General features: G+C 70.9%; 9 protein-coding genes. 5 read left to right on the forward strand and 4 right to left on the reverse strand.

Annotated elements, in window-relative coordinates:
• Positions 1–26 precede the first annotated feature (26 nt).
• From hrpA to ACOACQ_RS07620, 3 genes are all read left to right on the forward strand, one after another.
• Complete coding sequence (hrpA, locus tag ACOACQ_RS07610) at positions 27–3,845, forward strand: ATP-dependent RNA helicase HrpA (RefSeq protein WP_420288006.1); 3,819 nt, start codon at positions 27–29, stop codon at positions 3,843–3,845.
• Positions 3,846–3,880: 35 nt separating this feature from the next.
• On the forward strand, positions 3,881–4,480 hold the full coding sequence (locus ACOACQ_RS07615) for a hypothetical protein (RefSeq protein ID WP_378603142.1): 600 nt from the start codon (positions 3,881–3,883) through the stop codon (positions 4,478–4,480).
• Positions 4,481–4,654: 174 nt separating this feature from the next.
• Positions 4,655–6,100 (forward strand): extracellular solute-binding protein, encoded by a 1,446-nt coding sequence (locus ACOACQ_RS07620; RefSeq protein WP_378603139.1) that lies wholly within the window; start codon positions 4,655–4,657, stop codon positions 6,098–6,100.
• Here ACOACQ_RS07620 and ACOACQ_RS07625 read toward each other — a convergent pair.
• Positions 5,995–7,371 carry an HRDC domain-containing protein gene (locus tag ACOACQ_RS07625; RefSeq protein ID WP_420288007.1) on the reverse strand — a complete coding sequence of 459 codons (1,377 nt, stop codon included), beginning with the start codon at positions 7,369–7,371 and terminating at the stop codon, positions 5,995–5,997. The genes ACOACQ_RS07620 and ACOACQ_RS07625 overlap by 106 nt on opposite strands.
• The gene (locus ACOACQ_RS07630) at positions 7,371–7,985 is read right to left on the reverse strand and encodes a DUF3000 domain-containing protein (RefSeq protein ID WP_378603133.1); all 615 of its coding nucleotides are present in this window, start codon (positions 7,983–7,985) and stop codon (positions 7,371–7,373) included. The genes ACOACQ_RS07625 and ACOACQ_RS07630 overlap by 1 nt, the downstream gene beginning before the upstream one ends.
• Before the next feature lie 69 nt (positions 7,986–8,054).
• On the opposite strand from ACOACQ_RS07630, the gene hemE reads away from it, so the two are divergent.
• Positions 8,055–9,098 (forward strand): uroporphyrinogen decarboxylase, encoded by a 1,044-nt coding sequence (hemE, locus tag ACOACQ_RS07635; RefSeq protein WP_378603130.1) that lies wholly within the window; start codon positions 8,055–8,057, stop codon positions 9,096–9,098.
• Here the strand turns inward: hemE and ACOACQ_RS07640 are convergent.
• A complete protein-coding gene (locus tag ACOACQ_RS07640; RefSeq protein WP_420288008.1) occupies positions 9,083–9,889 on the reverse strand; it encodes an NYN domain-containing protein in 807 nt (268 codons plus the stop codon). The genes hemE and ACOACQ_RS07640 overlap by 16 nt on opposite strands.
• Before the next feature lie 31 nt (positions 9,890–9,920).
• Complete coding sequence (locus ACOACQ_RS07645; RefSeq protein ID WP_378603124.1) at positions 9,921–10,853, reverse strand: LysR family transcriptional regulator; 933 nt, start codon at positions 10,851–10,853, stop codon at positions 9,921–9,923.
• A gap of 147 nt (positions 10,854–11,000) precedes the next feature.
• Here ACOACQ_RS07645 and ACOACQ_RS07650 point away from each other — a divergent pair, with 147 nt between their 5' ends.
• Positions 11,001–12,266 (forward strand): acyl-CoA dehydrogenase family protein, encoded by a 1,266-nt coding sequence (locus ACOACQ_RS07650; protein WP_420288009.1) that lies wholly within the window; start codon positions 11,001–11,003, stop codon positions 12,264–12,266.
• The last annotated feature ends 5 nt before the right edge of the window (positions 12,267–12,271 follow it).

A 12,271-nucleotide genomic window follows, 5' to 3' on the forward strand; every position in this document is an offset into this window, starting at 1 on the left:
CGGGGGAGCGGGAGAATGGTCGGGCTGTGGACATCACCTACCCGCCCGACCTGCCGGTCAGCGCCCGTCGCGAGGACATCGCCGCGGCGATCCGTGACCACCAGGTCGTGATCGTCGCGGGCGAGACCGGCTCCGGGAAGACGACCCAGCTGCCGAAGATCTGCCTCGAGCTGGGACGCGGGCTCCGCGGCGACGACGGCCGGGTGCGGATGATCGGCCACACCCAGCCACGCCGGATCGCGGCCCGCTCGGTGGCCGAGCGGATCTCCGACGAGCTCGGCGACCTCGTCGGCTACCAGGTGCGCTTCACCGACAAGACGTCGAAGGCCAGCCGGATCAAGCTGATGACCGACGGCATCCTGCTGGCCGAGCTCCAGCGGGACCGGATGCTGCGTCGCTACGACACGATCATCATCGACGAGGCCCATGAGCGCAGCCTCAACATCGACTTCCTGCTGGGCTACCTGCGCCAGCTGCTGCCCAAGCGGCCGGACCTCAAGCTGATCATCACGTCGGCGACGATCGATCCGGAGCGCTTCGCCGAGCACTTCGCGGCCGCCGACGGGACGCCCGCCCCGATCATCGAGGTCTCGGGCCGCACCTACCCGGTTGAGGTCCGCTACCGGCCCTTGATCGAGGAGTCCGGGGAGGACGAGGACGCCGAGCGGTTCGCCCGTGACCCCACCGAGGCGATCGTCGACGCGGTCAAGGAGCTCTCCGCCGAGGGGCCCGGCGACATCCTCGTCTTCCTCCCGGGCGAACGCGAGATCCGCGACACCGCCGAGGCGCTCGCTCCCCTCGCTGACGGCGTGCGCGGGGTCGACGTGCTCCCGCTCTACTCGCGGTTGTCGGCCGCCGAGCAGCACCGCGTCTTCCAGCCCGCGCGCGGCTCCCGGCGTCGCGTCATCCTCGCCACGAACGTCGCCGAGACCTCGCTGACCGTCCCGGGCATCCGCTACGTCATCGACACCGGCGTCGCGCGGATCTCCCGATACTCCGTGCGCACCAAGGTGCAGCGGCTGCCGATCGAGCCGATCAGCCAGGCCTCCGCCAACCAGCGCTCCGGGCGCTGTGGGCGCGTCGCGGCGGGCATCGCGATCCGGTTGTACGCCGAAGAGGACTTCGACGCACGCCCCGAGTTCACCGACCCGGAGATCATCCGGACCAACCTCGCCTCGGTCATCCTCCAGATGACGTCGCTGGGCCTCGGCGACATCGCCCGGTTCCCGTTCGTCGAACCGCCCGACCGCCGCAACATCCAGGCGGGCGTGCAGCTGCTCGAGGAGCTGGGTGCGGTGTCCGGGCAGGGCGACCTGACCAAGATCGGTCGCCGCCTCGCCCGGCTCCCGATCGACCCGCGGCTGGGCCGGATGCTCCTGGAGGCCGAACGACTCGGCTGTGTGGGCGACGTCCTCGTCATCGTGGCGGCCCTGTCGCTGCAGGATCCGCGCGAGCGCCCCGGCGTCGACCGCCCGAAGGAACAGGCACAGGCCGACCAGTTCCATGCCCGCTTCAAGGCCGAGGGCTCGGACTTCCTCACGCTGCTCAACCTGTGGCGCCACGTGCGCGAGCAGCAGAAGGAGCTGTCGGGCAGCGCGTTCCGCCGGATGTGCAAGCGGGAGTTCCTCAACTACCTGCGGGTGCGGGAGTGGCAGGAGTTCGTCAGCCAGCTGCGGCAGGTGGCCAAGGAGATCGGCGTACGAACCGAGGTCGCGGCCGGCACGGGCGACCCCGACGCCGACGGCATCCACCAGGCGCTCCTGTCCGGCCTGCTCTCGCACGTCGGACTGCTCGAGGAGCGGGAGAAGCCGGCGCCCGGCTTCCGTACCCCGAAGGACCGCCGGCCGGGTCCCCGCGAGTACCTCGGCGCCCGCGGCGCGAAGTTCGCGATCTTCCCCGGCAGCGGCCTGGCCCGGAAGAACCCGCAGTTCCTGATGGCCGGCGAGCTCGTCGAGACCGGTCGCCTGTGGGCCCGCCAGAACGCCGAGATCAAGCCGGAATGGGCCGAGCGGCTCGGCGACCACCTGGTGAAGCGGACCTACTCCGAACCGCACTGGTCGCGGAAGCGGCAGTCGGTCATGGCCCGCGAGCGGGTCACCTTGTACGGCGTCCCGCTGGTCGCGGATCGCGCCGTGACCTATGGACGGATCGATGCGGCGCTGTCCCGGGAGCTGTTCATCCGGCACGCGCTCGTCTACGGCGAGTGGGACACCCGGCACCGCTTCTTCCAGCACAACCGGAAGCTCCTGGCCGAGGCCGAGGAGCTGGAGCACCGTGCCCGTCGCCGCGACCTGGTGGTCGACGAGCACACCCTGTTCGACTTCTACGACGCCCGGGTCGGCGAGGGTGTCGTCAGCGGCGCGCACTTCGACCGCTGGTGGCGCGACGCCCGCAAGGCGCACCCGGAGCTGCTCACCTTCGACCCGGCGATGCTCACCCATGACACGGTCGACGAGGTCCGCGAGGCGGACTACCCCGAGGAGTGGTCGCTGGCCGGAGGCCTGACCTTCCCGATCAGCTACCACTTCGAGCCGGGCGCGAAGGACGACGGCCTCACGATCGACATCCCCGTGTCGACCCTGAACCGGGTCGATGACGAGGACTTCTCGTGGATCGTGCCCGGCCTGCGTGAGGAGCTGGTCACCGAGCTGATCCGCAGCCTGCCCAAGGCGCTGCGCGTGAACTTCGTGCCGGCGCCCAACACGGCACGGGAGTTCCTGGCCGCCGTACCCGCGGGGGAGGAGCCGCTGCTGGTGGCCCTCGAACGCCACCTGCGTTCCACGACCGGCGTCCACGTCCCGCGCGACGCGTGGGACCTGGCCAACCTCGGCGCCCACCTCACGCCGACCTACCGCGTGGTCGACGAGTCCGGCCGGGTGCAGGGTCGTGGCAAGTCGCTGACCGACCTCAAGGCCCCGCTGCAACCGCAGTTCGAGAAGGCGATGGCGGCCGTCGCGTCCGACTCCGGGGTGGCCAGGACCGGCGAGAAGACCTGGGTGTTCGACGAGATCCCGGCGACGGCGACCTGGACCCGCGCCGGCCACGAGGTCGAGGCCTACCCCGGCCTGGTCGACGAAGGCACGACCGTCGGCCTGCAGGTGTTCGGCTCCGCCGACGAACGCGACGCGCGGCACCGGCTCGGCGTGATCCGGCTGGTCCTGCTCGACCTCGGCACCAAGCCGCTCGCCGGCATCGTCGACGGCTTCACGAACGTGGAGAAGCTCGGCCTCGCCGGCACTCCCTACTCCGGGGTCCCCGCCCTGCTGGCCGACTGCCTGCGTGCGGTCGTGGTCGACGCGGTCGACGCGGCCGGACCGATCCGCACCCGTCAGGAGTACGACGACCTGCTGGCCCCGTTGCGCACGGCCGCCGCACCCGCAGTGCGCCAGGTGCTGGCCGAGCTGCTGCGCGTCCTGGAGACCTGGCGCGAGGTCGAGCGGCTGCTCAGCGGCCGGGCCGACATGCTGATGCTGCCGGCGTTGACCGACCTCAAGGCCCAGCTCGGCCGACTGGTCCACGACGGCTTCGTCGGTGAGGCGGGCGCCGCGCGCCTGCGTCGCTACCGCCCGTGGCTGGCCGCGATGCGCGAACGCCGGCAGGCCCTGGAGACCGGGGGACCGGCGGCCCTGGGCCGCGACCGCCAGCGACTCGATCTCGTCCAGCCGTTGCAGGAGGCCTGGCTGGCGCGGGTCGCCGCTCTTCCCGAGGGTCGCCCCGCGGGCGCCGGTCTGCGCGCCATCGGCTGGATGCTCGAGGAGTACCGCGTGTCCCTGTGGGCCCAGCACCTCGGCACCGACGGCCCCGTCTCCGACGTGCGGCTGCGCAAGGCATTCGACGCACTCTGACGCCCTTCCGACCGCGACGGGCCTACGCTGTCCGGGTGTCCGAGTCCCGTCCGCACCATCGCCCCGTCCCGCGGGAGGCTGCGTTCTTCGAGGACCACGCCGATGGCGTCGATCCGGCGCTCGTGACCGAAGCGGCCGAGCGCGCCGCCGTACTCCTGGTGCGCGGAGCGCACGACAGCGACGACGCGAATGTCGCCGAACGCCTCGTCCACCTCGCCGACACCGAGGGCATCGAGGCGATCGCCCAGGTCTGGTCGCACGCGTCGGCCGACTCGCTGTCGGGCTGCCTCTGGCGGCTCTACCTCCTCCGTTCGTGGGTGTACGCCGACCCGGCCGGTGTGGCGCGGCAGTTCGAGGCCGGACGGGCGCGTGCGGAGTTCGCCCGGGTGGTCGCCGGGGTGGCCGATCCGCCGGGTCCGGATGAGTTGCGCCACATGATCGACGAGGTGCTGCGCGGGATCGCGGCCGGTGAGTTCGCCGACGTCCTCTTCCGTGCCTCGGCCTTCGCCCGGGTCGTCGCGGCGGGGCGCGCCGCGCTCACCGAGGTGCCCGACGCCGACGTGCGCAGGATGCTGACGATGGCCGAACAGCTCGAGGCCGCTGGCCACGTCGAACTGGCGCGTGGTCTGGGCTAGGGCCGTTACAATGGGGACTCGAGCACGCCGGGTCGCGGCAGCCCCGGGTCCCAAAAACAAGCCGCCAAGAGCGGCCCTGCGCCGTGAGGCGCTCCCGGCCCGGTGTGCTCGACTTCCGCCGGTAGGCTGAACGCGGTTCCGGTCAACGGTTCCGGGGACACAGTGAGGACGGTAATGACGCGCGTGAGTCGCTTCGACTGGCGAACGGGTGCCGTCGTCGGCGTCGTCGCCGTGGCTGTGCTGATCGGCATGCTGGTCCTGGCCAGCGGCAGCAAGGGCGAGAAGCCGGAGCACCCCGTGTCGACCAAGCCCACGATGACGAACCTCGAGTTCGCCGTGTGGGGCAACAAGGCCGAGGTCGCTGCCTACCAGGGCGTCGTCGACGACTACAACGCGAGCAGCAAGGACACGAACGTCGCACTGACCTCGTGGCCCGACTCCGCATCGATGCTGTTGGCCATGCGGACCGGTGTGGCGCGCCCCGACCTGTACCTCCTGCCGCGCGGCGACCTCGCCGAGACGATCGCCGAGAAGCGCAACCTGCCGTTGCTCGACCTGCTGAACGAGCGCGAGATCCCGGTCGGCGAGGACTTCTCGCGCGACGCGATCGAGGCCTTCTCCGTCGACGACGACCTGCAGTGCATGCCCTACACGACCTCGCCGATGGTCATGTACTACAACACCGATCTCGTCGACTTCGAGGCGATGGCGGCCGAGGGGCTGCCGACGCCGAAGGACGACCACTCGGGCTGGAACTTCGCCGAGTTCCGCGCCGCTGCGGAGTTCGCGAGCCGCCCGCGGCTGAAGACCCGCGGCGTCTACATCGAGCCCACCCTGCGCGGGCTGGCGCCGTTCATCTACTCGGGTGGCGGGAAGATCTTCGACGGCGACGAGCCGAAGAGCCTGTCCCTCGGCGAGGACGACTCGACGGACGCCCTGCGCCAGACCCTTGAGCTGTTGCGGGATCCCCGGCTCACGCTGACCACGCGGCAGCTCGAGCAGCGTTCGGCCGTCGACTGGTTCAAGCGTGGCCGCCTGGCGATGATCGCCGGCTTCCGCAGCCTGACGCCCGACCTGCGGGCCGTGGAGGGCCTGAACTTCGACGTGATGCCGATGCCGTCACTGGGCGCGAACCACACGGTCGGCGAGCAGAATGGCATCTGCCTGGCCCCGGGGTCGCCGGCGCGCGCCGAGAGCTCGGCGAACTTCCTCAGCTACCTCGTCAGTGACGAGGCCGTGGCCCGGGTCGCCGAGACCGGCTACATCCAGCCGAGCAAGTTGACCGTCGCGCTGTCCAAGGACTTCCTGCAGCCGGACCTGGCCCCGGCGCACGCCGTCGTGTTCAACAACGTGGTGCGCTCGATCGTGCTGCCGCCGCTGATGACCAATGGCGCCGAGTTGCAGGCGCTGATCACCCCGGACATCAAGGGGCTGCTGACGACGCCGGTCCTCACGGACCTGCAGGAGCTGCTGCGCGCGATCGACGAGAAGTCGCGCACGCTGCTGGACCCGGACTACGAGCCGTCGGAGGAACCCTCGGACGACCCGTCGTCCACGGCGTCGTCAAGCGCCTCGGGCACGGCGTCGGACGGCGCCACCGACGACCGCTCGCGCAACTGACGCTTCCACTCGTCAGCGTCGAGGACGGCGCTGGAGAGGGCGGGCGCGGTCAGGCCGATCTGCCAGCTGCGGGCGCCCAGGGCGCGGAGCTGGTCGATGACGGCCTCGAGCAGCTCGACGGGTTCGCGCGAGTGCGGCGGGGTCCACATGACCCGGCGCAGGTGGTCCGGGGTGAGCAGGTTCTCCAGGGGGAGGTTCTGCTCCTCGGCGATAGCGCCGATCGCGGCGCGGGCCAGCTCGAGGCGGCGGGCGGCCACGGGGTCCTTGTCGCCCCAGGCGCGCGGTGCAGGCGGTCCGTCGCCATGGGTGACGCGGGTCGGTAGCTCGTCCTCGGGCAGGGCCGCGGCCTTCTGGAGTGCCGCGAGCCATTCGTTGGCGTAGCGCGAGGCCCCGCGTCCGTGGAAGCCCGACGTCGACATCAGGGCGCCACGGTTGGTCGGCATGGCGGTGGCCGCGGCGACGATGGCGGCGTCCGGGATCAGTCGGCCGGGGGTGACGTCGCGCTCCTGGGCCAGCTTGTCGCGGGCCTCCCACAGGGCGCGCACCGCGCCGAGGGTACGACGACCGCGCACCTTGTGCAGTCCGCTGGTCCGGCGCCACGCATCGACCCGCACGGTCGGCGTGAAGCTGAGCAGGTTGTCGAACTCCTGGCGCGCCCAGTCGGCCTTGCCGGTCTCCTCGAGCTCGGCAGCGAGCAGGTTGCGCAGCTCGACCAGCACCTCGACGTCCAGGGCGGCGTACTCGAGCCAGGACTCCGGCAGGGGGCGGGTCGACCAGTCGACGGCGGAGTGCTCCTTGAGCAGCTGCCGGTCGAGCAGGGTCTCGACCAGGGTCGCGAGACCGACGCGGGGGTAGTTGAGCAGTCGACCGGCGAGCTCGGTGTCGAACAGGGCGCTCGGGCGCAGGCCCACCTCGGCCAGGCAGGCGAGGTCCTGGGTGGCGGCGTGCAGGATCCACTCGGCGTCGCCGATCGCGTCGGCGAGCAGGTCGAGGTTCTCGCACGCGATGGGGTCGATCAGGCCGATGCCGGAGCCTTCGCGCTTGACCTGGATCAGGTACGCCCGGCTGGAGTAGCGGTATCCGGAGGCGCGCTCGGCGTCGATAGCGACCGGACCGGTCCCGGCGGCGAGGACCGCGCAGTACTCCTCGAGCGCGGGGACGGTGTCGATGACCGGCGGCAGGCCGCCGGCGAGCCGGAGAAGCTCGACCGGTGGTGCCGTCTCCACGTCCTCCGGCGTGCCGTCAGGTGCGTCGGTTGGCTGCTCAGCCATCAGTCGGTGCCGCCCCGCTGGCCACGACGCGACGGCATCACGGCCACCCCGTCCGGCACCGGTTCCAGGCCCCCAGCGGTGCACATCAGCTCGCCCCACGCCTCGGCGTGGGACGCGAGGTCGGTCGGGTCGATCGGCGTCCACGACGCCCGGATCTCGAGCTGGGCGTTGCCCGGCTCGCCGGCCATCCCGCCGTAGCTCTCGGTGGCGACCCGGGTGACCGTGCCGGACTCGGCGACGTGGTCGGCGCCGTGGGCCTCGAGCGCGTCGGTCAGCCACGTCCAGCCGACGTCGGTCAGCAGGGGGTCGGTGGCCAGGTCGTGGTCGATCTCGGCGCGGCAGTACGCGACGCAGCGGAAGGTGCCCTCCCAGGCGTCGTTGCCGGCGGGATCGTGCAGCACCACCAGGCGGCCGGTGGCCACCTCTTCGTCGTCGATGGTGACGTCGGCCGAGAGCGCCGTGGCGTACGGCGCGATCCGCTGCGGCGCGGGCATCTCCTCGCAGAACACCTCAGGACGGAAGTTCGCTGACCGAAGGCTGTCGACGGCAGCGGTGAACTCGCGGGGTGTGCCGGCAGCGCCGGACCCCGGGTTCGACTCCTGGCGAGCGACCATGGGGTCAGACTAGGGCGAAGGGTGCCGATCGATGTGCGTCCCACGCCGTCGACCTGAGACGCTGGCCTCGTGACGTCCCTCCATGACTCGGCCTTCCTGAAGGCCGCCCGCGGCGAATCGGTCCCCCACACGCCTGTGTGGTTCATGCGCCAGGCCGGCCGCTCGCTCCCGGAGTACCTCAAGCTCCGCGAGGGAATCGCGATGCTCGACTCCTGTGCGGACCCCGAGCTGATCGTCGAGATCACGCTCCAGCCCGTCCGCCGGTACGGCGTCGACGCCGCGATCTTCTTCTCCGACATCGTGCTGCCGCTCAAGGCCGTGGGCGTCGACCTCGACATCGTGCCCGGCGTCGGTCCGGTCGTGGCCAACCCCGTGCGCACCCTTGCCGACGTCGAGGCGATCCCCGACCTGACGGCCGACCAGATCCCGTACATCACGGCCGCGGTGCAGGGCCTCGTCGCCGAGCTCGCCGGCATCAACGGCGGTACCCCGCTGATCGGGTTCGCGGGCGCGCCGTTCACCGTGGCGTCGTACCTCGTCGAGGGCGGGCCCTCGAAGGAGCACGCGAAGACGAAGGCGCTCATGTTCGGCGCCCCCGACGTCTGGGACGCGCTGATGCGCAAGATCTCCGGCATCTCGGCTGCGTTCCTCGAGACCCAGGTCGCGGCCGGTGCCTCGGCCGTGCAGCTGTTCGACTCGTGGGCCGGTGCCCTCACCCCGGGCGACTACGTCCGCCACGTCCAGCCGCACTCGGCCCGTGTCCTCGAGCAGGTCGGCAAGCTGGGTGTCCCGCGCATCCACTTCGGCGTCGGTACGACGAACCTGCTGGACTTGATGGGCGAGGCCGGTGCCGACGTCGTCGGTGTCGACTGGCGCACCCCGCTCGAGCGGGCGATCCCGATGGTCGGGGACCGGGCGGTGCAGGGAAACCTCGACCCGACGCTGGTGTTCGCGCCGACCGAGGTGATGACGGCGCGCGCCGCCGAGGTCATCGAGGCCGGTCGCGCCGCACGCGGCCACATCTTCAACCTCGGCCACGGCGTCATCCCGAGCACCAACCCCGACCAGCTCGCGCGGCTGACCGAGTTCGTGCAGTCCTACCCGCTGGCCTGAGCCTTCTTCGCGGGCGCCTTCTTCGCGGCGGCCTTCTTGGCGGACGCCTTGCCCTTGAGGCTGACGAGGACACCACTGCCTGAGCCCTTGGTCGTCAGGAAGGGTTGCGCCTGGACCAGTGAGACGAGCTTCGGAAATCCGTAGAGCCGTGGATCGAACGAGGAGTTGGCGGCCCGCAGGTAGCTGCCAATGGCCGAGAGATGTGCCCATCCGTCGTCGTCCGACTTCTTGTTGACTGCTCGGGTCAGCAAGCTGTGGAGATTCGGCCCCGGGGGTGCGGCGGCCTCCACGTGGTCATCGACCGGACCGCTCTGCGGCTCGTCCGGCTCGTCGTCCGCGGGACTCTCGTTGAGGAGCTCGAGATAGATGAAGGTGTCGCAGGCCGCGACCAGTGATTGTGGAGTCTTGCGAAGGCCCAGGCCGTAGACGGTCTTTCCGGACTCGCGCAGGCGTGTGGCGAGGCGAGTGAAGTCGCTGTCGCTGGAGACCAGGGCGAAGGCGTCCACGCTTCCGCCGTAGAGCAGGTCCATGGCGTCGATGATCAGCGCGGAGTCGGTCGAGTTCTTTCCGGTCGTGTACGCGAACTGCTGCTCCGGCGCGATGGCGTGCTGGTTGAGCTGCGCCTTCCAGCCGCCGAGCTGCGGTGTGGTCCAGTCGCCGTACGCGCGCCGCACCGTGGCGACGCCGTACTGCGCCAGCTCCTGCAGGAGCACGCTGGCGTACTTCGGCGAGGTGTTGTCGGCGTCGATGAGGACGGCAAGCCGCGCGGACACGTTCGGTGTGGTGGTCACGTCCTCATCATGTCCCGAGGACCCGATGGCCTCAGGAAGCCGCGCCTGCCGCCGCCTCGTTGGCGGCGCGGTACTCCTTGGCCCGCGCGATCAGGGCGGTCTGCAGCTCGCGCACGGGCAGCGGCTGCTGGAGGGTCTTGCGCTGGCGCAGCTGCAGGGTGACGAAGGTCTTCTCCCCGACGATGGGGCGGGTCTCGATCAGGCCGACCCGGTGCAAGGGGTCGCCGTGCACGGAGTAGTCCGGGAGCACGGTGACGCCGATGCCCTCGGCCACCAGCGCCTTGCCCATCTCCGCGCCGTCGGTGCTGTGGGCCGCGGGCGGGACCTCCGGGCCGAACGCCCGGTGGACGTAGCGGTGCATCACGTAGCCCGCGCGCATCATCACGAAGCGTTCGAGGCGCAGTTCGTCGATGGTCACCTGGGGGCGGACCGTGAGGCGGTGCCCGGCCGGGAGTACGGCGACCGGCCGGCCGACGAGCAGGTCGATCCCGTCGAGGCCGATGGGTGCGTCGTCGCCGTCGAGCACGTTGACCAGCCCGAGGTCCAGGGTGCCCTCGGCCAGCGCCTCGTCGATCTGGGCCTGCTGCATCGTGAGCACTTCGACCGTCGTACCGGGGTGGCGTTCCTGGAACACGCGGACGGCGGGCACCAGAAGGGTCGAGGTGGCGGCGTGCACCGTGCCGACGCGGATGACCCGGGTGTCGGTGCGCTGGTCGCCGGCCGCAACCTTGAGCCGGTCGACCGCGGCGAGCACCTCGTTCATGTAGGGAAGCAGCTCGCGGCCTTCCCGGCTGATGCGGGCGCCCGAGCGCCGTCGGTCGAGGAGGGTGACGCGTAGCTCGCGTTCCAGCTTGGTGAGGGCCTCGCTGAGCGCGGGCTGCGAGAGGTGGAGCTTCTCGCTCGCGCGGCGCAGTGACCCGTGCTGGGTGACGGCGGCGAGGTACTCCAACTGTTCGATGCGCATCTGGTGCTCCTGGTGAGTTCGGTGAGTGCCGCAGCCGATCACCCCCTCGGCGATGCCGAGAGGCTGGACACTTGTCAGACCCTTAAAGTGCAGTAAGTCTGTAGAGAAACAATATCACGCTTTCTCGACACGAGGAGAGATTCGTCCATGACTGCTGACTTGACCGCCCCTCCCGGCACGGCCGCCGGTGGGTGGACCGACCGCCCGACGACTGCGGACGGCTGGCTCGAACGCGCGCGCCAGGTCGCCACCACGCTGGCTGCCGATGCCGTCGAGCGTGACCGCGCCCTCGCGATCCCGACGGCGGAGGTGCAGCTGCTCAAGGACTCGGGCCTGGTCACCCTGCTGGGGCCGGTCGAGCACGGCGGAGGTGGCCAGGACTGGACGACGGCCCTGCGCGTGATCCGCGCGGTCAGCGCCGGCGACGGCTCCATCGGACAGTTGATCGGCTACCACTACCTGTGGTTCTGGGCCGTCCGCCTGGTCGGCACCCGCGACCAGATCGCTGCCGTCGAGCAGCAGGCCACGCAGGACGCCTGGTTCTTCGGGGGCGCGGTCAACCCGCGTGACGCCGACTTGAGGATCACCCTGGAGCAGGGCGACGACGGCGCCGAGGAACTGGTCTACCGCGGAGAGAAGAGCTTCTCGACCGGCGGCCGGATCTCCGACGTGACGGTCCTCGAAGGCATCCTCGAGGGCACTGACCAGCACGTCTTCGCGATCGTCCCCACCGACCAGCCCGCCATCCGGTTCAAGGGTGACTGGGACAGCCTCGGCCAGCGCCTCACCGAGAGCGGCGGCGTCACCATCGACGGCGTCCGGGTGCCGTGGGCGGCAGCCGCCGGCTACGTCGAGACCGAGCAAGGACACGAGTTCGTGCCGCGGGTCTACAACACGCTCAACGTGCCGTTGATCCAGCTCATCTTCGCCAACATCTACGTCGGCATTGCCGAGGGCGCGCTGGCCACCGCAGCCACCTACACCCGCGAGAAGACCCGTCCGTGGCCCTTCACGCCGGACCTCAAGGACTCCGCGAGCGAGGAGTTCTACATCCTCGAGGCGTACGGCGACCTCCGTTCGAAGCTCTGGGCCGCCGAGGCCCTGGTCGAGCGGGCCGCCACCCTCATCGAGGCGATCAACGCCCACGCCGACACCGTGACCGAGCAGGAGCGCGGCGAGGCGGAGGTGGTGATTGCAGCGGCCAAGCAGGTCGCGATCGACACCGGCCTCGAGGTCGGGACGCGGGTGTACGACGTCACGGGAGCTCGCGCCACGGCGAGCAGCGTGGGCCTCGACATCTTCTGGCGCAACATCCGCACGCACAGCCTCCACGACCCGGTGGCCCACAAGCGTGCCGAGGTCGGGCGCTACGCCCTGCTCGGCGAGCTGCCGGCGCCGTCCTGGTACACGTGAGGACG

Source organism: Nocardioides sp. CPCC 206347 (assembly GCF_048654605.1).
GTDB lineage: Bacteria > Actinomycetota > Actinomycetes > Propionibacteriales > Nocardioidaceae > Nocardioides.